This is a genomic window from Brachybacterium halotolerans subsp. kimchii (genome assembly GCF_020792675.1).
In the GTDB taxonomy this organism is placed as follows: domain Bacteria; phylum Actinomycetota; class Actinomycetes; order Actinomycetales; family Dermabacteraceae; genus Brachybacterium; species Brachybacterium halotolerans.
Map to the genome: position 1 here is coordinate 1,155,855 of NZ_CP086254.1, position 21,617 is coordinate 1,177,471.

Below are 21,617 nucleotides of genomic sequence, written 5' to 3' on the forward strand. Positions count from 1 at the left end.
TTCCTGTGGGTGCTCATGACCGAGTACTCATCGGATGTCCATTGGTTCTTCTACCTGTTCCCCTGGAAGGCGAGTGGGTAAGAGGCCTCGAGATCCCGGGCGAGGAGCCCGGTGTCGACCGCGCCGCGGAAGGACCGGGCGAAGCCGCCCCGCTTCAGGGCGAGGTCGAGGCATGATGCGTCGGCGTGGAGCCACGCTCCCCGACCCGGCGCGGATCCGGAGGGATCCGCACGCACGCGGGGCGCGACCCCCTCGGGGGTCTGCTCCATGACGAGGCGCACCAGCTGGTCGCGAGGGGCCACCCTGCGGCAGCCCACGCACGTGCGCTCGGGCCGATGGCTCGTGGAACGGTTCTCCACAGGGCCTCCAGTTCGCGCGCACACAGCCTGACCAGTGTAGCCGACCTGCTCGTGGAGCCCGGCATCCGCGAGGCGTGCGTTACAGCTGCGAGGATTCCTCGCCCGGCGCGGGCTCGGCGGTGGACTCCTCGGCGGCAGCGGGGGCGTCCGACGCGACGGGGGCCGACCGCGCCTCGCCCGACGGGGCCGTGGTCGACGGCGCCTGCTCCGACGGGGCCTCGTCCGACGGGGCGGCCTGCGCGACAACGGGCTGCTCCGGGGCGGCGTCCGAGCGGATGTCGATCTTCCAGCCCGTGAGCTTCGCGGCGAGACGGGCGTTCTGCCCCTCCTTGCCGATGGCCAGGGAGAACTGGCCGTCGGGCACGATCGCGCGGACGGCGCGGCCCACCTCGTCGGTCACGGCGACCGAGGTGACGCGCGCCGGCGAGAGCGCATGGGCGACGAAGACGGTGGGGTCCTCGTCGAAGTCGACGATGTCGATCTTCTCGCCGTTCAGCTCGTTCATCACCGAGCGGACGCGCGCGCCCATCGGGCCGATGCACGCACCCTTGGGGTTCACCCCGGGCACAGTCGCGCGCACAGCCATCTTGGTGCGGTGGCCCGCCTCGCGGGCGAGCCCCACGATCTCGACGGTGCCGTCGGCGACCTCCGGGACCTCGAGCGCGAACAGGCGGCGCACGAAGTTCGGGTGCGAGCGCGAGAGCGTGATCTGCGGCCCCTTGGGACCGCGGCGGGTCTCCACGACGTAGGAGCGGATGCGGCGTCCGTGCGAGTAGTCCTCGCCGGGCACGCGCTCGTGCGGGGGCAGCACGGCCTCGACGGTGCCGAGGTCGACCATCACCATGCGCGGGTCGCGGCCCTGCTGGATGATCCCCGAGACGATGTCCTCGGTGCGGTCGGCGTACTCGCCCAGCACCGCGTCGTCCTCGAGCTGGCGGATGCGCTGGAAGATCACCTGGCGCGCGGTCGAGGCGGCGACCCGGCCGAAGTTCTCCGGGGTGTCGTCCCACTCCTCGACGAGCTCGCCGTCGGCATCGCGCTCGCGGGCGAGCACGGCGACGGCGCCGGTGCGCTCGTCGATCGTGACCTCGGAGTCCTTCACCGGGTGGTCGGTGTGCAGGTAGGCGGCGTACAGCGCCTGGCGGATCGCGTCCAGGAGCACGTCCACGGGGATCTCCCGCTCGCGCTCCAGGGCCCGCAGGGCTCCCATGTCGATGTCCATGTCAGCGCTCCGAATCGTCAGCGGCGGATGAGGGGCGGGTGGTGCCGTCCTCGGGGGCGGCGGGGTCTGTCTGCCCGGCGGGCACGGCCGCGGCGGCGCGGGCGGCGAGCTCGTCCAGCTGCGCCTGGTCCGGCGGCGGGGTGAACTCGACCTCGACGCGTGCCGAGACGACGTCCGAGAGGGGCACGGCGAGGAACTCGGGAGTTCCCGCCGGGAGCTTGCGGGGGCGTCCGCGGTCGTCGACGCCGGGCTCGGGATGCAGCGTGAGCGTCCCGTCCTCGGCCACGGCGAGCAGCCGGGCGCGCAGGCTCGTCTCGCCCGCACCGGCGGCGCCCGCCAGCGTGGTCGTGAGCAGGCGGCCGCGGGAGCGGCGGAAGTGACGGGGCTGCGTGAGCGTGCGCTCGGCACCGGGGGTGGTGACCTCGAGCAGGCTCGGACCGGGGCCGAGGATCGACTCGTCCTCGTCCAGCAGCTCGGAGATCTCGCGGGACGCCTCCGCGACCGCGTCGAGGTCCGCGCTCCCCGTGCGGTCCTCGGGGAGGTCGACGACGAGCGTGACCTCGGTGGTGCCCTGGCGCTCGTGGACGGCGGCGTCCTCGAGCACGAGGTCGTGGCGGGAGAGGATCTGCGATGCGGCGTCCTCGACGCGTCCGACGGTCTGCTCGGAGGTCATGGCTCCCACCTCTTCTCCTGTGTTCTGCTGTGCGTCCTGCGGGGACACCACTCTAGTCCGCGCACGCGGGTCTCGCCCGCGTGCGAGGCCCCGGACCGCGCGCACGTGGCGAGGCGCACGCCCGAGAGGCAGGGCGCTCACGGGGAGGTCGGGCGGCCATGACGGCGCCGCACGATCGCGGCGGCGTCGCACGATGGCGGTGGAGCCGCGCGGTGATGGCAGAATCGGGCTCATGCGTGCCGAGCTCCCCCACCCCGGGCCCCGCCGTCGTGCGGTCCTGCTGGGCGGGCTCTCGCTCGGCGCGCTCGCCCTGTCCGGCTGCGACGGCGTGAGGATCGGCCAGCCCGCCGTGTACACCCCGCCGCCGGAGGGCATCGACGACCTCTACCGCCGCGACCTGCTGGCCCTGCTCGAGACGGGCCTCGGCGCGCAGATCGAGGCCGACGAGCGCTCGCGCGGCCTGGTCACCGGGGTGCAGGAGGCGCTCGGCCGACAGCGCGAGGCCATGCTCACCGGAGCCGAGGCGGAGGACGAGAGCTCCGCGTCGAGCGACGGCGGCGGCAGCGGCGACTCGGGCGGCAGCGGCGGCACCGGCAGCAGCGATGGCGGCGGCACGGGGAACGGCGGTGGCGGCGATGCCGCGCCGACCGACCTGCAGGGGCTCTCGGACCTGCTCGTGGCGATCCGCGACCTCACCACCGACGCGGCCCGGCAGGTCTCCGGCTCCCTCGCGCGCCCCATGCTCGCCACCGGCGTCTTCTCGGCCTGGGCGGCGCAGAGGCTCGCCCGGATCGGCGGCACCAAGGCACCCACCCGTCCCCCGTCGGCCGAGAAGATCGTGCCCACGCGCGACGTGCCGGAGTCCGACCCGCCGTCGATCGGTGCGGAGGTCGACTACCACTCCTCGCTCGAGCGGGCGCAGGAGGACGAGTGGTACGCGGGCTACGTGCGCGAGGTGCTCGCGGCCTCCGCGAGCGGGACGCAGCGCTCGGCCCTCATCGCCCAGAGCGATGCCGACCGCGAGCGCGCCGAGCAGCTCGGCGCCTTCGCCCGCGAGGACGGTGCGAAGGAGGTGCTGCGCGCGGCCGTGTACCCGCTGCCGGGCGGCGGCGTCACGCAGGAGCTGCGGAAGGACGAGCCCGAGGCGCTCGCCCTCACCCTCGTCGAGGACCACGTGATCCTCACCGGCGCCGCGCCCTTCGAGCGCCGGTCGCTGTCGATCGCGGCCGCCCTGGACCAGGCGGTGCTGCTGGCGTCCCTGCGCTCCTCCCTGTCGGCGCTGCCGACCCTCGATCCGGAGGGCTGAGCACGGGCGTCCGCGTTCCGCGGCGTTCGGCGCCCGCGGCGTCCGACTCCTCGACGAGCGGACGCCCCGTCCCTCGCGGTGAGGGACGGAGCGTCGGATCGAGGGATCGCGCGCGGTTCAGGCGCGGACGGCGCGGACCACGAGGTCCACGACCTCCTGCGGGGAGACCTCGGCGACCTCGCCGCTCGCACGATCGCGGATCTCGACCTTGCCCTCGGCGAGCCCGCGACCGACGACGACCGTGGTGGGCAGGCCCAGCAGCTCGGAGTCCTTGAACTTCACCCCCGGGGAGACCTTCGGGCGGTCGTCGTAGAGCACCTCGAGGCCCTGGGCCTCGAGCTCCCGCGCGACGCGGTCGGCCTCGTCGAAGACGCTCTGGTCCTTGCCCGTCGCGAGCACGTGGACGTCCGCCGGGGCGACGGCGCGCGGCCAGGTCAGGCCCTTCTCGTCGTGGTGGAGCTCGGCGATCGCGGCGACCGCGCGCGTGACGCCGATGCCGTAGGACCCCATGGTCACCACGGCGGACTTGCCGTTCTCGTCGAGCACGCGCAGGTCGAGCGCCTCGGCGTACTTCCGTCCCAGCTGGAAGATGTGCCCCATCTCCATGCCGCGGGTCAGGCGCATCGGGCCCGAGCCGTCGGGCGCGGGGTCGCCGTCGCGGACCTCCGCGGCCTCGATCGTGCCGTCGGCGGTGAAGTCGCGGCCGAACACGAGGTCGTAGACGTGCTTGTCCTTCGCGCCGGCCCCGGCGACCCAGCGGGTGCCCGGGACGACCCGCGGGTCGACGACGTAGCGGATCTTGGACGGCGCCTCGAGGCCCAGCCCCTCGGGGCCGATGTACCCCTTCTTCAGCACGGGGTGCTTCGCGAAGTCCTCCTCGGTGAAGGCCGTCGCGATCGCGGGGGCCACGGCCACCTCGAGGCGCTTGTCGTCGACCTCGCGGTCACCGGGCAGGGCGATCACGAGCGGCTCCGTGGTGCCGTCGGGGTGGGTGAGCAGGTAGACGAGGTGCTTGAGCATCTCGTAACGGGTCCACTCCCCCGATTCCGCGACGTACCCCTGGCCGGGGAAGGCCTCGTTGGAGAAGTCGGTGAGCTTCGCGATCGTCGAGGCGCCCGGGGTGTCCTCGACGTGCGCGGCGGGCAGCTGCGCGATGCGGTCCTCGGCGAGCGCCTCGGGGGCGACGGTCGTGACGGCCTCGACGTTCGCGGCGTAGCCGCCGTCGGAGACCACGAAGGTGTCCTCGCCGATCGGCGTGGGGTGCAGGAACTCCTCGGAGCGGGAGCCGCCCATGGCGCCGGCGTCGGCCTGGCAGATGACGGTGGGCAGGCCCAGGCGCTCGAAGGTGCGCTGGTAGGCGCCGCGCTGCTTGAAGTAGGAGGCGTCCAGGCCCGCGTCGTCGATGTCGAAGGAGTAGGCGTCCTTCATGATGAACTCGCGCACGCGCAGCAGTCCGGCGCGCGGACGCGCCTCGTCGCGGTACTTGGTCTGGATCTGGTACAGCATGACCGGGAGGTCCTTGTACGAGTTGAACAGATCCTTCACCGCGAGGGTGAACATCTCCTCGTGGGTGGGTGCGAGCAGGTAGTCGGCCTGCTTGCGGTCCTTCAGGCGGAACAGGGTGGGGCCGTACTCCTCCCAGCGGCCGGTCGCCTCGTAGGGCTCGCGGGGCTGCAGCGCGGAGAACAGCAGCTCGTTGCCACCGATCGCGTCCTGCTCCTCGCGCACGATCTGCTCGACCTTCCGCATCACCCGCAGGCCCAGGGGCAGCCAGGTGTACACGCCCGGCGCGCTGCGGCGGATGTACCCGGCGCGCACCAGCAGCTTGTGGCTCGCGACCTCGGCGTCCGACGGGTCCTCGCGCAGGGTGCGGACGAACGAGGAGGACATGCGGATCATGGAGGGCCTTTCGAACGGAGTGGTGGGCGCCCCACGACGGCGGGAGGAGCCCCCACCATCGTAGAGGAGACGCGCCCGTGCCTCGTGCAGGTCCGCCGCCCGGGGCCCCGCTCAGTTCTGCTGGAGCAGCGCCATGCCGACGCTGGAGACGAGCACGATGCCCACGAGCACGATCCAGCCGAGCAGCGCGATCAGGTTCAGCGCGATCCCCCAGCCCGCGCGCCCGCGAGCCAGCGGCTCGCGGCCGCGCGAGGAGACGCCCAGCCACAGGCCGATGATCGGGCCGATGAAGATCCAGCCGGCCATCAGCGAGCAGATGCCGATGACGAGGCTCGCCGTGCCCCGTCCGGTCTCGTCACCGGTGCGGACGCTCATGGACGTGTGTGTCAACGTGCTCTCCTTCGTGGGTTTCTGCGTGCCGGACGGCGGTGGCTGCTCGCGCTCGTGCGCTCGCCGCTCCGACCGGGATGCCCCCATCCTCGCGCGGCGCCGACATCACCGCATCGGCCCCCGGGGTGGTCCTCGGGGCCCCTCCTACGACCTGGGGTGGAAACGGGGCGACGAGCGGCGCGACCTGCGGAGGGGCGCAGGGGAGGACATCGTCGCGCACCGGGTTGACACGGCGCACCGTCTCCCCCGTACCATCGAGTAATCGATTTCCGACAACGATGTCCGGACGGTGCGTGTGCGATGACGGATCCGCAGAGGGCTCCCGATCCCGAGGGCGAGCTGCTGCTCGAGGTGCGGGGCGCCGTGAAGACGTTCCCCGGAGTGCGCGCGCTCTCCGACATGCGTCTCGACCTGCACGCGGGAGAGGTGCTCGCCCTGGTCGGCGAGAACGGCGCCGGGAAGTCCACGCTCATGAAGGTGCTCACCGGCGTGCACCGCCCGGACGCGGGCGAGTTCCGCTACCTGGGGCGGCCCCTGCGGGTGAGCGGCCCCCTGGACGCGGCCCGTCAGGGGCTCGCGATCATCCACCAGGAGCTGAACCTGATCCCCGCGCTCACCGTGGCGCAGAACGTCTTCCTGCGCCGTGAGAACCCTGCAGCAGGCCTGTTCACCCGTCCCCGGGACCTGGAGTCGCGCACCCGGGACCTGCTGGACCGGCTCGGCATGGACCTCGACCCGTCGGCCCGCGCAGAGGACCTCACCGTCGCCCAGCAGCAGATGGTCGAGATCGCGAAGGCGCTCAGCTTCGACGCCCGCGTGCTGGTCATGGACGAGCCCACGGCCGCGCTCAACGAGACCGAGGCCGCCGCGCTCCACACCCTCATCCGCGACTTCGTCACCCCGCGCACAGGCGTCGTCTTCATCTCGCACCGCATGGAGGAGCTGCGGGGTCTCGCCGACCGCGTGCAGGTCATCCGCGACGGCGAGTACGTGGACGACTTCCCGATGGCCGGCGCGACCCTCGACGAGGTCGTCACGAAGATGGTCGGGCGCCCCGTGACCACCGGGCGTGCGCGCGCTCCCCGGGACGCGCAGCCCGGTCGCGAGGACCGTCAGGTCCTCCTCTCCGTCGAGCACCTGCGCAGCGAGCCGCTCGTCCGCGACGTCTCCTTCGAGCTGCGCGAGGGCGAGATCCTGGGCTTCGCGGGCCTGATGGGCGCCGGGCGCACCGAGACGGCCCAAGCGCTCATCGGCTCCCTCCCCCGCCAGGGCGGAGAGGTCCGCCTGCGCGGACGACCCGTCGCCTTCCGCTCCCCCGCCCAGGCGGCCCGCGCGGGCATCGGCTACCTGCCCGAGGACCGCAAGCGCCTGGGCCTCATGCTCGAGAGCTCCGTGCTGGCGAACATGGAGCTCTCCTCGCTCGGCTCCCGCTTCCAGCGCGCGGGCCTCGTGCGCCGCGCCGACGCGCGCCGGGCGGCCGAGGAGCAGGCGAGCGCGCTGCGCATCCGCACCCCGCACCTCGAGCAGCCGATCAAGAACCTCTCGGGCGGCAATCAGCAGAAGGCCGTCATCGGACGCTGGCTGATGCGGGAGAGCGACGTGCTGATCTTCGACGAGCCCACCCGCGGCATCGACGTCGGCGCGAAGGAGGAGATCCACTCGCTCCTCGAGGACCTCGCCGCGCAGGGCCGCTCCCTGATCGTCATCTCCTCCGAGCTGCCCGAGGTGCTGCGCCTGGCCCACCGCGTCGTCGTCATGGCCGAGGGCCGCGTCGCGGGGGTGCTCGACGCGGCCGACGCCGACCCCGAGTCCGTCATGCGCCTCGCCGCCGTCGAGGAGGCCCCCGGCCACCCACGCGCCGCAGATCCCGACCCCGCCCCCGAGCGCGGACGCACCGACGCGACCGCCACCACGGAAGGACACCGATGAGCACGCTCGCCGCCTCCCCGACCCGCGAGGAGTCCGGCACCGGCCGCCCGCGCGGACCGCGCCGCGTCCGCCTCCAGCAGCTGCTGGCCGCCGGGACTCTCGTCCTGATCTTCCTCGCGTTCTCCATCGCGAGTCCTTCGATCTTCCCCACCTGGGGGAACATCGTCACGATCCTGTACTCGACCGTGGTGATCGGCCTGCTCGCCCTCGGCGCGACCTTCGTGATCACCACTGCGGGCATCGACCTGTCGGTGGGCACGGGAATGGCGCTGTGCGCGGTGATGAGCGGCATGTTCATCGTGAACTGGGGGATCCCTGTCCCGCTCGGCATCGTGCTCGCGATCCTCTTCGGCGGCCTCATCGGCCTGATCAACGGGGTGAGCGTCGCGATCCTCGACCTGCCGCCGTTCATCGCGACCCTGGCGATGATGATGGTCGCCTCCGGGCTCGCGCTGGTGATCTCCGGCGCCGCACCGATCTACTTCGAGGACCCCTCCTACATGGGCTTCTCGACCGGGACGATCATCCCCTCGATCCCCAATGCCGTGCTCGTGCTGGCCCTCGCCGCCGTGATCGCGGCCGTGCTCATGTCCCGCACCCTGCTGGGGCGCTACGCGACGGCGATCGGCTCCCACCAGGAGGCCGCGGAGCTCGCGGGCGTGGCCGTGAGGAAGTGGCTGATGATCGTCTACATCGTGGGCGGTCTGTTCACCGGGCTCGCGGGCGTCATGATCTCGGCCCGGCTCGGCTCCGCGCAGCCCGCGACCGGCATGGGCTACGAGCTCGACGCGATCGCCGCCGTCGTCATCGGCGGGACCTCGCTGTCCGGCGGGCGCGGGACGATCGTCGGCACGGTGATCGGCGCGCTCATCATCTCCGTGCTCACCAACGGTCTGCAGATCCTCTCCATCCCCCAGGAATGGCAGGACGTCCTGCTCGGAGCGGTGATCCTGGTGGCCGTGTTCATCGACCGCCTGCGTCGTCGCGCGGAGCGCACGGCATGAACGGGGGCGGGGCCGGGGCGGTCGGCGGGCCGCGTCCCGGTCGGCGCGCGCCGAGCCGTCGGACGGTGCTCGCCCTCGGCGGTGCGGTCCTGCTGCTGCCGGCGGCGGGCTGCGGACGCTCGCGTGAGGACGTCACGCACATCGCCCTGGTCTCGAAGGGCTTCCAGCACCAGTTCTGGCAGGCCGTGCGACGCGGCGCCCGCGCGGAGGCCGAGGAGAAAGGCGTGGTCCTCACCTTCGAGGGCCCGCCCGCGGAGACCGACGTCGAGGCCCAGATCACGATGCTGCAGAACGCCGTGACGCGGAACCCCGACGCGCTGGGCCTCGCGGCCCTGGACTCCCGCGCGGCGGCGCTGGCCCTCGAGGAGGCGGACTCCAAGGGGATCCCGGTGATCGCCTTCGACTCGGGCGTGGACTCCGACATCCCGCTCGCGACGGTCGCCACCGACAATGCCGCGGCCGCGAAGGAGGCCGCCAAGCACATGTGCGAGCTGATCGAGGGGAAGGGCCAGGTGGGGATCGTCGCCCACGACCAGGTGTCCCTCTCCGGCACCGACCGCCGCGACGGCTTCCTGGCCGGGCTGAAGGAGTACGGGCCCGGGGTGGAGGCCCTCGAGGTGCAGTACGGGGAGGGCGACCAGGCGAAGTCCGCCGACATCGCGCGCTCCATGATCACCGCGCATCCCGACCTGAAGGGGCTGTTCGGCACCAACGAGGGATCGGCGATCGGCGTCCTCAAGGGCGTCGAGGAGTCCGGGCGCACCGACCTGGCCGTGATCGGCTTCGACTCCGGGCGCGCGCAGGTCGAGGCGATCCGCGCCGGCGAGATGGCGGGCGCCGTCACCCAGGACCCGATGCAGATGGGACGCCTCACCGTGGGCACGGCGTTGCAGGCCCTCGCGGGGAAGAAGGTCGAGAGGATGATCGACACCGGCTTCCTCTGGTACGACGGGGACAACATCGACAGCGACGACGTGCAGCGGGCGGTGTACCTCTGAGCGTGCCGGGCGAAAACCCCTCGGCTCCTGCGGCCCCCGCCCGCTACCGTCGGAGCATGGACCCCCGTGCACAGCACTTCGCCGACAACCGCGCCAACTGGGACGACCGCTCGGCGCTCCACGAGACCTCGGGCTACGGCATCGAGGAGCTCGTCGCCGACCCGTCGGCGATCAGTCCCGCGCTGGCCCAGGACCGCGAGCGCCTCGGGGACCTCACGGGGCTCGACGTCATCCACCTGCAGTGCCACCTGGGCACCGACACGGTCGGGCTCGCACGCCTCGGCGCCCGCCGGGTCGTGGGCCTGGATCTCTCCCCCGCCTCCCTCGCCCGGGCCGCACGGATCGCCGAGCGCTGCCGCGCCGATCTCGAGCTGGTCGAGGCCAACGTGTACGACGCGCGCGAGGCGGTGAGCGGGGACTTCGACCTCGTGTACACGTCGATCGGGGTGCTGTGCTGGCTGCCCGACGTGCGCACCTGGGCGCGCGTGATCGCCTCCCTGCTGCGCCCCGGCGGCAGATTCCTCGTCCGCGACGACCATCCGATGTTCATGGCCATCGGCGAGGACGTGAGCGACGGGCTGCGCATCGAACAGCCCTATTTCGAGCGCGAGCAGCCCATGACCTGGGACGAGGAGTTCAGCTACGTGGAGGCTCCGCCCGATGCCCCCGCGATCGCGCACAGCCGCAGCCACCAGTGGAACCACTCCCTCGCGCAGATCGTGAACGCCCTGCTGGAGGCCGGCCTGGTGCTCGACTCGCTCGAGGAGACGCCGTACTCGGCCTGGTGCCCGTGGCCCGATCTCATGGTGCGCGAGGGAGATCGCTGGCGTCTCCGGGAGGACCCCGACCGGATCGCCCTGCAGTTCGTCGCGACCGCCCACCGGCCGGCGGGCGGGGCCGGTGAGTCCGACGGGACCGATGGTGAAGGATGAGCGCATGACGCACTCCTGGGATCCCGCATCCGCCCCCGCCCCCGCCTCCTCGACGTCCCCCGATCCCTCCGCCCCCGCCGGCACCGCGGCGCCCGGCGGCGACGGCTCCGCCGGGGACGCCGACTACTCGGCGATCGGCGCGGGCTACCGCACCTACCGCCGGCCTGACCCGCGGATCGCGGAGGCGATCGAGGACGCGCTGGGCACCGCGCGCACGCTGGTGAACGTGGGCGCGGGCGCCGGTTCCTACGAGCCGACGGACCGCGAGGTCACGCCCGTCGAGCCGAGCGCCACCATGCGCGCGCAGCGGCCGTCGGACCTCGCCCCCGCGATCGAGGCGAGCGCCGAGGACCTCCCGTTCGCCGACGGCGCCTTCGACGCGGCGCTCGCCTCCTTCACCGTCCACCAGTGGGGCGACCTCGAGAAGGGGCTGCGCGAGGTGCGGCGGGTGACCGCGGGGCCCGTCGTCGTGCTGAGCTGCGATCCGGCGGCGCTCGACCGGTTCTGGCTGGCCGAGTACGCGCCCGAGGTGATCGCGACCGAGGCCTCCCGCTACCCGGCTCCCGCGCGGATCGCCGAGATCCTGGGCGGCGACGTCGAGGTGCGGGAGCTGCCGATCCCGCGCGGCTGCACCGACGGCTTCGGCGAGGCCTACTTCGGCAGGCCCGAGGCCCTGCTGGATCCGGGCGCCCGCACGGCGAACTCGGCGTGGAGCTTCGTGGGCCCGGAGGTCTCCGAGCGCTTCGTGCGCGAACTGGGCACGGACCTCGAGTCCGGGGCTTGGGATGCGCGGCACGGGCATCTGCGCGAGGCGGAGGCGTTCGACGGCTCCCTGCGGCTGATCATCGCGCGGCCCTGAGCGCGTTCAGAAGAGGATCGTGGTGAGCTCGCCGCGCTGGGTGAAGCCGGCGGCCGCGTACGCGCGGCGCGCGGGCTCGTTGAAGTCGTTGACGTAGAGGGAGACCCGCGGGGCGTGGTCCCGGGCCACCAGGCCGACGAGGTCGTGCATGGCCGCGCGGCCGATCCCCTCCCCGCGGCGCTCGGGGTCCACCCAGACGCCATGGATCTGGGCGACGGGGCCCAGCACAGCGCCCACGTCGGCCTTGAACAGCACCCGCCCGTCGCGCACGACCACGTAGGTGCGGCCCAGCGTGATGAGGTCGCGCACGCGCGAGCGATAGCCGCGCCCTCCGTCATGCGCGAGGGGGTCGGTGCCGACCTCCTCGCGGAACATGGAGACCGCGGCGGGGAAGACGATCTCCTCCTCCCCGCGCACCGCCCGGCGCAGGCCCGAGGGCGGCAGGGGTCGCGACGGCTCTGCGGTCGCCTCGAGCAGGGGCTGGGACCAGCGCTGCTCGCGGATCTGCCGGCCCCAGACGGGGGCCAGCTGCGCCCACAGCGACGTGACCGCCGAGCGCTCCCCGACGATCGAGCTGCAGCGGCGGGGCCGGGCGGCGAGGTGCTCGGCGAACAGGCCGATCGCGCGGGGGCTCGCGCTCACCGGGGACACGTTCACGCCGTGCCAGAGGAGCCCGTCGGTGCGCCGCTCCTCCCCCGCGACGCTGAACTCCTGGCCGACGCTCAGGCTGTGGCGGATGTCGACGAGCCGCGCGCCCGGCAGGGCGTTGACCAGGGGGTCCGTGAGGACGTGGTCGATCGCGCCCTGCACGCCGGTGGGTCTCAGGGCTCGCAGCCGAGGACCGCGGGAGAACATGGATCCGAGCCTCTCACGGGAACAGGGTGATGGGGTCCACGATGTCCGCATACAGCAGCATGACGGTCATCGCGAGGAAGAGCAGCGCGACCACGTTCGTCAGGGGCAGCAGCCGCGACATGTCGACCGGGCCCGGGTCGGGCCTCCCGCGCCAGCGGGCGATGCGCCGTCGGACCCCTTCGACGAGGGCGCCCGCGACGTGCCCGCCGTCCAGCGGCATGAGCGGGATCAGGTTGAACACGAACAGTGCCATGTTCAGCGAGGCGAGCATCGAGATCAGCGTGGAGACCTTCGCCGTGAGGTCGAAGCGGGGCTGGTCGGCGCTCGCGACCTCCCCCGCGAGCCGGCTCACGCCGACCACGCCGATCGGCCCGTCGGGGTCCCGCTCGCCGTCGCCGAAGGCGGCCTTCGCGACGTCGATGAGCCGCATGGGCAGCGTGACGACGATGCGGGCGGTCCCCTCGAAGGTCTGCCAGACCGTGCCCGGCACGTCGAGCGGGGACTGCCGCTGCAGCTCCTGACCGGGGCCGACGCCCAGGAAGCCGACCTCCTCGGTGACCACGTCGCCGTGCGCGTCGGTCTTCGCGCTGCCGTCCTCCGCGATCACGGGGCGCTCGTCGAGGATCGGTGTCGCGTGCAGGGCGAGCCGCTCCCCGTCGCGCTCGACGACCACGTCGATCTCGCGGTCGCCGGCGCCGCGCACGGCGCTCGTGACGTCGGCCCACTGATCGATCGCGTGCCCGTCGATCTCGAGCAGCCGGTCGCCGGGCTCGATCCCCGCGGCGAGGGCGGGGGCCTCGGGATGACCCGTGCAGGAGGTGCCCTCGGGGGCGTCGGCCGGGAGCACGCAGCGGGAGACGGTCTCGACGGTCGTCGAGGACGCCGGCAGGCCGATACCGCACACGAGCACACCGAGCAGCACCGCGCTGATCAGGAGGTTCATCGTCGGCCCGCCGAGCATGACGACGAGCTTGCGCGGCACGGTCAGCGCGGAGAACGTGCGATGGGACTCGGCCGGGTCGTACTGCTCGGCCTCCCACTCGCGGGCGTCCTGCGCCATCTGCTGGAACAGGCCCGTGGAGTCCTCGCGGATCGTCCCCGGGGCGTCGTCGCGGCGCGGCGGATACATGCCGATCATGCAGATGTACCCGCCCAGCGGGATCGCCTTGACGCCGTACTCGGTCTCGCCGCGGCGACGGGAGAGGATCGTCGGCCCGAAACCGATCATGTACTGGGTGACGCGCACCCCGAACGCCTTGGCGGGGATCAGGTGCCCCAGCTCGTGCAGGGCGATCGAGACCGCGATGCCCAGGGCCACGGCCAGCACCCCGAGCGCGTACAGGAGGACGGTCATGGGCGGGGGCGCCCGCTCGCGGCGGGTGCGTTCCGGGGGTCCCCGGATGCGGCCGACGGGGTCCGGACAGGCAGGATCACGGCACGGAGGCCATGAGGTCGGCGACGTGGTCGAGGTACACGTCCACCACGGCCTCCTGGTAGCCGTCCTCGCCCTTGCGGCGGCGGAAGGCCGCGCGGCGCACGTCGTCCACGCTCATCGGCAGGCCCTCGGTGAAGTAGGCGATGAGCTGGTCGCACAGGGCGTCGACGTCGGTGCGGTCGTAGGAGCGCTCACCGTGGGCGCCGGGGGCGAACCGCTCCCCGGCGGGGCGCTCGAGGCGGTCCTTGAGGGTCTCGGCGCGCTCGGTGAGGCGCGAGATCCACTGCTCCTCGCCCTGGCGGGCGATGGCGTCGTCGCGCTGCTGGAGGGCGAAGGCGTCCGAGAGCCGGTCCAGGGCCTCGTCGACGGTGCGCATGTCGTAGCCGCCCCGGAGGGTGCCGAAGCTCGCGGACGTGACGTCGGCGCTGTCGAAGCCGGAGCCGCCGTGCTCGTAGGCGGTGCGGGCGCGCGCGAGGAAGTCGTCCACCTCATGCGGGTCGTAGCCGACGCTGAAGCGGGAGACGCGCTCGAACGATGTGCTCACGGGGCAGTTCCTTCCAGGGGTCGATGCCGCTCCCCCACTGTACCGAGCGGGCGGGGCGGGGAGCTGATGCCGCGCCGGGCGGGACGCGCCGGGCGGGACGGACGCGCCGGGTGGGGCGCGACCCTCAGCCCACGGTCTCGGGAGCGTCCTCGAGCACGGTGCCCTCGTCGTCCTCGGGACGGGAGGCGATGGCCTCGACGCGGGCGACGCGCGCCTCGCGGTCGGCGCGGTGCGTGTCGGACTCGATGACGGTCGCCGCGAGCTGGCCGCAGGCGCCGTCGATGTCGGAGCCGCGGGTGTCGCGGATCGTGGTGCGGATGCCGTTGTCCCGCAGGGTCTCCACGAAGCGCTTCTCCACCATCGGGTCCGAGGCGGTCCACTTCGAGCCCTTGACGGGGTTCAGGGGGATCGGGTTCACGTGCACCCAGTGCCGCCCGCCCTTGTCGATCAGGCGGTCGGCGAGCAGCTGGGCGCGGTGCTCCTGGTCGTTGATGTCGCGGATCAGCGCGTACTCGATGCTCACACGACGGCCGGTGGCCTCGAAGTACTCGTGGGCGGCGCTGAGGATCTCGTCGACGTCGAAGCGGGTGTTGATCGGGACGAGCTCGTCGCGCAGGGCGTCGTCCGGAGCGTGCAGGGAGACCGCGAGGGTCACCGGGATCTCCTCCTTGACGAGCTTGCGCACCGCCGGGGCGAGGCCCACGGTCGAGACGGTGATGTTGCGGGCGCTCATCCCGAAGCCCTCGGGGGCCGGGGCGTTCAGGCGCTTGCAGACGGTCGCGACCGGCCGGTAGTTCGCGAGCGGCTCGCCCATGCCCATGAACACGATGTTGCTGACGCGGCCGGTGCCGCCGGGGACGTCGCCCGCGGCGAGCTTCCCGTTGGCGATGCGCACCTGCTCGAGGATCTCGGCGGTCGAGAGGTTGCGGCTCAGCCCCATCTGCCCGGTCGCGCAGAACGGGCAGTTCATGCCGCAGCCGGCCTCCGAGGAGATGCACAGGGTGGTGCGGCCCGTGTAGCGCATGAGCACGGACTCCACGAGGGAGCCGTCGAACAGCCGCCAGAGCATCTTCTGGGTGGCGCCGTTGTCGGCGCTCTGCATCGAGACGAGCGTGAGCAGCTGCGGGAAGAAGCGGGCGACGAGCTCCTCGCGGCGGTCCTTGGGCAGGTCCGTCATCGCCTCGGGGTCGACGGTCGCGTGCTCGAAGTAGTGCACGGACAGCTGCTTGGCGCGGAACCCCGGCAGGCCCATCTCCTCGACGGCCGCGATGCGCTCGTCCATGGTCAGGTCCGCGAGGTGGGCCGGCGGCTTGCCGCGCCGGGTGGGGCGCAGCTGCAGCTGACCGGGGGCGAGGGCGATCTTCTCGCCCGGGACCGCCTCGCGGGAGAGGTCGGGCAGGCTCGCCCCGTCGGCCGACGGGCCCGCGTCGCGGGCGCCGGGGGCGGGCACGGCGGGATCGGGAAGGTCGTGCGTCATACCAGCACCTCCAGGAGGATGAACGTGGCGGGGGCCGCCAGCAGGATCGAGTCGATGCGATCCAGGACGCCCCCGTGGCCGGGCAGCAGGTGCCCCATGTCCTTGATGCCGAGGTCCCTCTTGAGCAGGGACTCGGCGAGATCGCCGCAGGTCGAGATGATCACCAGCACCGGGCCGATGACCAGGCCCGTCCACCAGGGCGCGGTGTCCGCGAACACCAGGAAGACGACGGCCGCGGCGGTGCCCAGCACCAGCGAGCCGAAGAATCCCTCCCAGCTCTTCTTGGGGCTGATCGACGGGGCCATCGGATGCCTCCCCAGCAGCACCCCGGCGATGAAGCCGCCGGTGTCGTTGGCGACGGGCACGAGGAACGCGAGCAGCACGAGCAGGGCGCCGTCGGGCCGATCGAAGAGCAGGAGCGCGAAGCAGCCCAGGAAGGGCACCCAGGCGATCGTGAACACGCCCGCGGCGACGTCGCGCAGGGCGACGGTGCCCATCGACTCGGTGACGCGCCAGAGGATCAGCACGCACACGGCCAGCGCCGTCGCGATCACCAGGCCGTCCAGGCGGAAGACCTCGGTGGTGACGACCATGCCGACCACGCCCACGAGCACGGGCATCACGGGCACCCGCATGCCCCCGGCGGCGAGCGCGCGGGTCAGCTCGAGGACGGCGAGGACGAGCGCGAGCGCGATGAAGGCGGGGAAGACGACGGGGACGACGAACAGGCACACCAGCAGCACGGCCACGAGGCCGATGCCGACGGGGATCGCCGCGCGCAGGTCGCGGCCCGGCCCGCGCCGCTTGGCCGCCGGGGCCTCGCCCTCGGGCCGGGTCCCGTCCTCGGGCGCACCCGGCACCGCCCCGTCCGGGAGGGACGGGGCGGTGCGATCGGGTGCTGCGGGGACCACGGCGCGGACGAGCGGGCGGAGGGAGCGCGAGCGCTCAGACCGTGGCCAGCTCGGTCTCCTTGGCCGCGAGGGCCTCGTCGACCTGCTCGATGTACTTCTTGGTGAGCGCCTCGAGGTCCTTCTCGGCGCGCGAGCCCTCGTCCTCGCCGACCTCCTTGTCCTTGACCAGCTTCTCGATGGCCTTCTTGGCGGTGCCGCGGCTGGCTCGCACGGCCACGCGGCCGTCCTCCGCCTTGGACTTGGCCTGCTTGATGTAGTCCTTGCGGCGCTCCTCGGTGAGGGCCGGCAGGACGATGCGCAGGTTGTCGCCGTTGTTCGTGGGGTTCACGCCCAGGTCGGAGTCGCGCAGAGCGCTCTCGACGGCCCCCGTGGAGGACTTGTCGTAGGGGGTGACGATGACCGTGCGGGCCTCGGGGAACTGCAGGGAGGCCAGCTGGTTCAGCGGGGTCGGGGCGCCGTAGTACTCCACGGTGATGCCCTGGAACATGGCAGCGTTCGCACGACCGGTGCGGATCGTGGAGAAGTCCTCCTTGGTGACCTCGATCGTCTTGGTCATCTTGGTCTCGGCGTCCTTCAGGACACCGGGGATGTCATCGCTCACGTCGCGCTCCTCGCTGCTCTTCTCGTGGCTCAGGTCGTGGTGGCACCGGCTCCGTGCGCCGGCACCGCGGTCCATTCTCCCCCATCGCTCCCCGTCGTGCGCGACCGGCGGCGGTCGGGCGGCGCGGGACGGGGCCGACGGGGCCGGGCCGGACGGCGTCCGCCCCGCCTCGCGGGCTCAGTCGCCGGTGACGAGGGTGCCGATGCGGTCGCCCACCATGGCACGGGTGATGCTGCCGGGGGTGTCCAGGCCGAACACCATCATCTGCTGGGCGTTGTCCATGCAGAGGCTGAAGGCCGTGGCGTCCACGACCTTGAGGCCGCGCTGCAGGGCGTCGCCGTACGTGATCTGCTCGATCTTCTCGGCCGTCGGGTCCTTGTGCGGGTCGGCGGTGTAGACGCCGTCCACGCCGTTCTTGGCCATCAGCACCTCCTGGCATCCGATCTCCAGGGCGCGCTGCACGGCGACCGTGTCGGTCGAGAAGTACGGCATGCCCGCGCCCGCGCCGAAGATGACCACGCGGCCCTTCTCGAGGTGGCGCACGGCGCGCAGCGGCAGGTAGGGCTCGGCGACCTGGCCCATCGCGATGGCGGTCTGCACGCGCGTGGAGACGCCCTTCTGCTCGAGGAAGTCCTGGAGCGCGAGGCTGTTCATGACCGTGCCGAGCATGCCCATGTAGTCGGCGCGGCGGCGGTCCATGCCGCGCTGCGAGAGCTCGGCGCCGCGGAAGAAGTTGCCCCCGCCCACGACGACGGCGCATTCGACGCCCTGCGCGACGCCCTCGGCGATCTCGCCGGCGATGCGGGAGACGACATCGGGGTCCACGCCCACGGTGCCGCCGCCGAAGGCTTCGCCCGAGAGCTTGAGGAGGACGCGGCGACCGCCCTCCTTCTTCGGGAGAACCGGGATCTGGGAGGTGACGGACGCCTGGGTCATGGAAGGTCCTTCCGGTCGAGGTCTCGGGCGATGATACCGGCGCACGGGGCGACGGACCCCATGGATCGGCGCGGACGTGATCACGTCCGCACGCGTGACGACGCAGGGCCCCGCATCCGTGGCGGATGCGGGGCCCTGCCGTTGGCGGGCGCGGCGCGGGCGCGGGGCCCGGGCGCTCGTCAGATGCGCGGGATCAGTTGCCGACGCGGAAGCGGACGAAGCCCGTCAGGGTGCCGCCGGCGCCCTCGAGGACCTTGCCCACGGTCTGCTTGGGATCCTTGGCGAACGCCTGGTCGAGCAGGACGTTCTCCTTGAAGTAGCCGTTGAGTCGCCCCTCGATGATCTTCGGGATGGCCTTCTCGGGCTTGTTCTCGTTCTTCGCGGTCTCCTCGGCGATGCGGCGCTCGTCGGCGACGATCTCCGCGGGCACCTCGTCGCGCGTGAGGTACGCGGGCGAGTAGGCGGCGATGTGCATCGCCACGTCGCGCGCGACCTCGGCGCCGGCCTCGTCGGTGGCGACGAGCACGCCGACCTGCGGGGGCAGGTCCTTGTTGGTGCGGTGCATGTACGAGGTGACGACCTCGCCCTTCACGCGGCCGATGCGGCGCACGACGATCTTCTCGCCCATGGTCGCGGCGGCGCTGGTGAGGGCCTCGCCGAAGGAGGTCTCGGCGAGCTGCTCGGGGTCGGTCGCGCCGGACTCGACGGCCGCGGCCACGGCCTCGTCGCCCAGGGCGACGAACTTGTCGTTCTTGGCGACGAAGTCGGTCTCGGAGTTGAGCTCCACGAGGGTGCCCTCCTGACCGCCCTCGGCGTCGCGGATGTCCGCGGCGATGAGGCCCTCGGAGGCGCTGCGGCCCTCGCGCTTGGCGATGCCCTTGAGACCCTTGACGCGGATCAGCTCGACGGCCTTGGCCTTGTCGCCCTCGGCCTCGTCGAGTGCCTTCTTGACGTCGAGCATCCCGGCGCCGGTGGACTCCCGGATCTCCTTGATGTCAGCAGCCGTGTAGTTCGCCATGTGTTCCTTCTTCCTGGTGGGAGAGGTCGTGCGGGGAGGTGGGGAGGAGCCCCCGAGCGGGGCGCGCCGCGAAGGACGCACCCCGCCCGGGGAGCGCGCTCACTCGGAGGGCTCGGTCTGGACCTCGGTCTCGCCGGTGGACGCCTTGGCGTCCTCCTCGGCACCGAGGACCTCGGAGGCCTCGACGTCGGAGGCGTCGGCGGTGGGGACCTCGGGGGTCTCCTCGACGGCCTTCTCCTCGGCCGCGGCGGCCTTCTGCTCCTCGAGCTTCTTCTCGGCACCGGCGACGCCCTCGGCCTCGGCGGTGACGGACTCCTCGGCGGGGGCGCCGTCCTGCTGGACCTCGGACTGCTTGAGCAGCTCCTGCTCCCACTCGGCGAGCGGCTCGGCGTCGACCGCCGAGACGTTCTTCTCGCCCTTCTCCGACTTCGCGTGGCGGTCCTGGAGGCCCGCGGCGACGGCGTCGGCCACGACGCGGGTCAGCAGGGCGACGGAGCGGATCGCGTCGTCGTTGCCCGGGATCGGGTAGGTGATCTCGTCGGGGTCGCAGTTGGTGTCGAGGATCGCGACGACCGGGATGTTGAGCTTCTGGGCCTCGTCGACGGCGAGGTGCTCCTTGTTGGTGTCCACGATCCAGACGGCGCTCGGGGTGCGGCCCATGTCGCGGATGCCGCCCAGGGTCTTCTCGAGCTTGTCCTTCTCGCGGCGCATCATCAGCAGCTCCTTCTTGGTGCGGCCGGAGGAGGCCACATCGTCGAAGTCGATCTGCTCGAGCTCCTTGAGGCGGTTCACGCGCTGCGAGACCGTCTGCAGGTTGGTGAGCATGCCGCCGAGCCAGCGCTGGTTCACGTAGGGCATGCCCACGCGGGTGGCCTGCTCGCGGATGGACTCCTGCGCCTGCTTCTTCGTGCCGACGAACAGGATGGTGCCGCCGTGGGCGACGGTCGCGCGGACGAACTCGTACGCCTTGTCGATGTAGGTCAGCGTCTGCATCAGGTCGACGATGTAGATGCCGTTGCGCTCGGCGAACACGAAGCGCTTCACCTTCGGGTTCCAGCGACGGGTCTGGTGTCCGAAGTGGACGCCGCTCTCGAGGAGCTGGCGCATGGTGACGACTGCCATGGTCTGTCTCTTTCCCGGCCCTGGGCTCGCGCGGCGCACCGTGGCGGCGTCCGCGGTCCTCGCGCAGGACCTGCATTCTCGGTTCTCCCCTGCCGCCGGACGGCGCAGGGCCTGGTGCCCGGTCCTCCGACCTCCCCGGATCCCTCCCCGCCGGGAGGCGGGGACGCGGATCGCGAGGACCGACGACCGGATGGACCATGCGGGCACGCGAAGTCGCCCGGACATGCCGGACGCTGTCGTCAGTCTAGCCGACCGCGGTGCCCGCAGGCACCCTCCGGGGAGCGCCGTGCATCACGCGCGCACGTGCGTTCATCCCGCCGATCCTCCCCATGCCCCGGTTGTCCACCGTCGGGCCCCGGGGCCGACGGGACGGCGCGTGCGGAGCGAGGATCCGGGCATGGCTCCTCACCCGACCCGCCGTGCTCATGGTGCGCACCCCACTCGCTCTGCCCAAGGCGCGCACGCCGCGCGGACCGCGCACCGTCCGGGCGCCCCTCGGGACGCCCACGTCCCCTGCGGCGCTGTGCGCCTCCTGGTCGCGCTGATGGGCCTGGTGCTGGTCGCCGCGGTGCAGATGACGGTCCCCGCGCACGGGGATCCCGGGTCTCCCGGGGACACCGCGGGCGGCGACGGGGCCGGTGCGACCTCAGCTGCGCGGGCCCGCTGGGAGTGGCCGATGGCTCCCCCGCTTCGGATCATCGCTCCGTTCGTCGCGCCCGAGCACCGCTACGGGCCGGGCCACCGGGGCGTGGACATCCTCGCCAGCGGCACCGAGGTGCGGGCCGTCGAGGACGGGACGGTCCGGTTCGCCGGCTCCGTGGCCGGTCGGGGCGTGGTCTCGATCCTGCACGCCGACGGGCTGCTCTCGACCTACGAACCGGTGACGGCGGAGGTGGCGGCGGGTGATCGGGTGCGCGCCGGCCAGGTGATCGGCGAGCTCCAGGAGGGCGGGGACGGCGGGCCGGGCGACGGCGAGGGGGCGAGCCACTGCGCGCAGGCGTGCCTGCATCTCGGGGCTCGACGCGGAGGCGCCGACTACGTGGATCCCGAGCCGCTGCTGCGCGGGGCCGAGCCGAGCGTGCTGCTGCCCCTGGAGGCGGCAGGGACGGCGCTCGCCCTGCTCGCTCGGCGCGCGGGTTGAGGGCCG

The 21,617-nt window shown here is 72.7% G+C and carries 21 protein-coding genes; 7 read left to right on the forward strand and 14 right to left on the reverse strand.

Features of this window, described 5'->3' with window-relative positions:
• Positions 1–50: 50 nt before the first annotated feature.
• From Bra3105_RS05175 to Bra3105_RS05185, 3 genes are read right to left on the reverse strand one after another with little or no spacing between them, the layout of a single operon-like run.
• Positions 51–383 (reverse strand): YlxR family protein, encoded by a 333-nt coding sequence (locus Bra3105_RS05175; RefSeq protein ID WP_323188847.1) that lies wholly within the window; start codon positions 381–383, stop codon positions 51–53.
• Between the two features lie 55 nt (positions 384–438).
• Positions 439–1,581: a transcription termination factor NusA gene (nusA, locus tag Bra3105_RS05180; RefSeq protein WP_228358875.1), complete on the reverse strand. Its 1,143-nt coding sequence runs from the start codon at positions 1,579–1,581 to the stop codon at positions 439–441.
• Between the two features lies 1 nt (position 1,582).
• On the reverse strand, positions 1,583–2,254 hold the full coding sequence (locus tag Bra3105_RS05185) for a ribosome maturation factor RimP (protein ID WP_200503580.1): 672 nt from the start codon (positions 2,252–2,254) through the stop codon (positions 1,583–1,585).
• A gap of 232 nt (positions 2,255–2,486) precedes the next feature.
• On the opposite strand from Bra3105_RS05185, the gene Bra3105_RS05190 reads away from it, so the two are divergent.
• A complete protein-coding gene (locus Bra3105_RS05190; protein ID WP_200503581.1) occupies positions 2,487–3,560 on the forward strand; it encodes a DUF4439 domain-containing protein in 1,074 nt (357 codons plus the stop codon).
• Between the two features lie 117 nt (positions 3,561–3,677).
• Here the strand turns inward: Bra3105_RS05190 and Bra3105_RS05195 are convergent, their stop codons facing one another.
• Both Bra3105_RS05195 and Bra3105_RS05200 read right to left on the reverse strand, forming a co-directional pair.
• On the reverse strand, positions 3,678–5,459 hold the full coding sequence (locus tag Bra3105_RS05195) for a proline--tRNA ligase (RefSeq protein ID WP_228358876.1): 1,782 nt from the start codon (positions 5,457–5,459) through the stop codon (positions 3,678–3,680).
• A gap of 111 nt (positions 5,460–5,570) precedes the next feature.
• A complete protein-coding gene (locus tag Bra3105_RS05200) occupies positions 5,571–5,849 on the reverse strand; it encodes a hypothetical protein (RefSeq protein WP_228358877.1) in 279 nt (92 codons plus the stop codon).
• 300 nt (positions 5,850–6,149) lie between these two features.
• Between Bra3105_RS05200 and Bra3105_RS05205 the strand changes: the two genes are divergently transcribed.
• From Bra3105_RS05205 to Bra3105_RS05225, 5 genes are read left to right on the forward strand one after another with little or no spacing between them, the layout of a single operon-like run.
• Positions 6,150–7,778, forward strand: coding sequence for a sugar ABC transporter ATP-binding protein (locus Bra3105_RS05205; RefSeq protein WP_228358878.1), 1,629 nt, complete (start codon positions 6,150–6,152; stop codon positions 7,776–7,778).
• Entirely contained in the window at positions 7,775–8,782 is a 1,008-nt protein-coding gene (locus Bra3105_RS05210) for an ABC transporter permease (protein WP_228358879.1), read from the forward strand. Before Bra3105_RS05205 ends, Bra3105_RS05210 begins: the two co-directional genes overlap by 4 nt.
• A complete protein-coding gene (locus Bra3105_RS05215; RefSeq protein ID WP_228358880.1) occupies positions 8,779–9,780 on the forward strand; it encodes an ABC transporter substrate-binding protein in 1,002 nt (333 codons plus the stop codon). Before Bra3105_RS05210 ends, Bra3105_RS05215 begins: the two co-directional genes overlap by 4 nt.
• A gap of 56 nt (positions 9,781–9,836) precedes the next feature.
• Complete coding sequence (locus tag Bra3105_RS05220; RefSeq protein WP_228358881.1) at positions 9,837–10,712, forward strand: class I SAM-dependent methyltransferase; 876 nt, start codon at positions 9,837–9,839, stop codon at positions 10,710–10,712.
• Between the two features lie 4 nt (positions 10,713–10,716).
• The gene (locus Bra3105_RS05225; protein WP_228358882.1) at positions 10,717–11,571 is read left to right on the forward strand and encodes a class I SAM-dependent methyltransferase; all 855 of its coding nucleotides are present in this window, start codon (positions 10,717–10,719) and stop codon (positions 11,569–11,571) included.
• Between the two features lie 6 nt (positions 11,572–11,577).
• On the opposite strand, the gene Bra3105_RS05230 is transcribed toward Bra3105_RS05225, so the two are convergent.
• The 9 genes from Bra3105_RS05230 to rpsB all read right to left on the reverse strand — a co-directional run bounded on the left by Bra3105_RS05230 (position 11,578) and on the right by rpsB (position 20,470).
• Complete coding sequence (locus tag Bra3105_RS05230) at positions 11,578–12,426, reverse strand: GNAT family N-acetyltransferase (RefSeq protein ID WP_228358883.1); 849 nt, start codon at positions 12,424–12,426, stop codon at positions 11,578–11,580.
• A gap of 13 nt (positions 12,427–12,439) precedes the next feature.
• The gene (locus Bra3105_RS05235; protein ID WP_228358884.1) at positions 12,440–13,780 is read right to left on the reverse strand and encodes a M50 family metallopeptidase; all 1,341 of its coding nucleotides are present in this window, start codon (positions 13,778–13,780) and stop codon (positions 12,440–12,442) included.
• A 76-nt stretch (positions 13,781–13,856) separates the two neighbouring features.
• Entirely contained in the window at positions 13,857–14,405 is a 549-nt protein-coding gene (locus tag Bra3105_RS05240) for a hypothetical protein (protein WP_200503591.1), read from the reverse strand.
• Between the two features lie 124 nt (positions 14,406–14,529).
• Positions 14,530–15,882, reverse strand: coding sequence for a dual-specificity RNA methyltransferase RlmN (gene rlmN, locus Bra3105_RS05245; RefSeq protein ID WP_228358885.1), 1,353 nt, complete (start codon positions 15,880–15,882; stop codon positions 14,530–14,532).
• Positions 15,879–16,793, reverse strand: a complete 915-nt coding sequence (locus tag Bra3105_RS05250; protein WP_228358886.1) for a phosphatidate cytidylyltransferase — start codon at positions 16,791–16,793, stop codon at positions 15,879–15,881. The genes rlmN and Bra3105_RS05250 overlap by 4 nt, the downstream gene beginning before the upstream one ends.
• 34 nt (positions 16,794–16,827) lie before the next feature.
• On the reverse strand, positions 16,828–17,394 hold the full coding sequence (gene frr, locus Bra3105_RS05255; protein WP_228358887.1) for a ribosome recycling factor: 567 nt from the start codon (positions 17,392–17,394) through the stop codon (positions 16,828–16,830).
• A gap of 177 nt (positions 17,395–17,571) precedes the next feature.
• Positions 17,572–18,330: a UMP kinase gene (pyrH, locus tag Bra3105_RS05260; protein ID WP_200503594.1), complete on the reverse strand. Its 759-nt coding sequence runs from the start codon at positions 18,328–18,330 to the stop codon at positions 17,572–17,574.
• A gap of 193 nt (positions 18,331–18,523) precedes the next feature.
• Entirely contained in the window at positions 18,524–19,348 is an 825-nt protein-coding gene (tsf, locus tag Bra3105_RS05265) for a translation elongation factor Ts (RefSeq protein WP_228358888.1), read from the reverse strand.
• A gap of 99 nt (positions 19,349–19,447) precedes the next feature.
• Positions 19,448–20,470, reverse strand: a complete 1,023-nt coding sequence (rpsB, locus tag Bra3105_RS05270) for a 30S ribosomal protein S2 (RefSeq protein ID WP_228358889.1) — start codon at positions 20,468–20,470, stop codon at positions 19,448–19,450.
• Between the two features lie 523 nt (positions 20,471–20,993).
• Here rpsB and Bra3105_RS05275 point away from each other — a divergent pair.
• The gene (locus Bra3105_RS05275) at positions 20,994–21,611 is read left to right on the forward strand and encodes a murein hydrolase activator EnvC family protein (protein WP_228358890.1); all 618 of its coding nucleotides are present in this window, start codon (positions 20,994–20,996) and stop codon (positions 21,609–21,611) included.
• Positions 21,612–21,617: the final 6 nt, after the last annotated feature.

Bases quoted from the DNA above. Each gene is read 5' to 3' on its own strand.
- Bra3105_RS05230 (WP_228358883.1), bottom strand. From the start codon at position 12,426: ATGTTCTCCCGCGGTCCTCGGCTGCGAGCCCTGAGACCCACCGGCGTG.
- rlmN (WP_228358885.1), bottom strand. From the start codon at position 15,882: ATGACGCACGACCTTCCCGATCCCGCCGTGCCCGCCCCCGGCGCCCGC.
- Bra3105_RS05220 (WP_228358881.1), top strand. From the start codon at position 9,837: ATGGACCCCCGTGCACAGCACTTCGCCGACAACCGCGCCAACTGGGAC.
- Bra3105_RS05235 (WP_228358884.1), bottom strand. From the start codon at position 13,780: ATGACCGTCCTCCTGTACGCGCTCGGGGTGCTGGCCGTGGCCCTGGGC.
- rpsB (WP_228358889.1), bottom strand. From the start codon at position 20,470: ATGGCAGTCGTCACCATGCGCCAGCTCCTCGAGAGCGGCGTCCACTTC.
- tsf (WP_228358888.1), bottom strand. From the start codon at position 19,348: ATGGCGAACTACACGGCTGCTGACATCAAGGAGATCCGGGAGTCCACC.
- pyrH (WP_200503594.1), bottom strand. From the start codon at position 18,330: ATGACCCAGGCGTCCGTCACCTCCCAGATCCCGGTTCTCCCGAAGAAG.
- Bra3105_RS05185 (WP_200503580.1), bottom strand. From the start codon at position 2,254: ATGACCTCCGAGCAGACCGTCGGACGCGTCGAGGACGCCGCATCGCAG.
- Bra3105_RS05215 (WP_228358880.1), top strand. From the start codon at position 8,779: ATGAACGGGGGCGGGGCCGGGGCGGTCGGCGGGCCGCGTCCCGGTCGG.
- Bra3105_RS05225 (WP_228358882.1), top strand. From the start codon at position 10,717: ATGACGCACTCCTGGGATCCCGCATCCGCCCCCGCCCCCGCCTCCTCG.
- Bra3105_RS05210 (WP_228358879.1), top strand. From the start codon at position 7,775: ATGAGCACGCTCGCCGCCTCCCCGACCCGCGAGGAGTCCGGCACCGGC.
- nusA (WP_228358875.1), bottom strand. From the start codon at position 1,581: ATGGACATCGACATGGGAGCCCTGCGGGCCCTGGAGCGCGAGCGGGAG.
- Bra3105_RS05205 (WP_228358878.1), top strand. From the start codon at position 6,150: ATGACGGATCCGCAGAGGGCTCCCGATCCCGAGGGCGAGCTGCTGCTC.
- Bra3105_RS05195 (WP_228358876.1), bottom strand. From the start codon at position 5,459: ATGATCCGCATGTCCTCCTCGTTCGTCCGCACCCTGCGCGAGGACCCG.
- Bra3105_RS05190 (WP_200503581.1), top strand. From the start codon at position 2,487: ATGCGTGCCGAGCTCCCCCACCCCGGGCCCCGCCGTCGTGCGGTCCTG.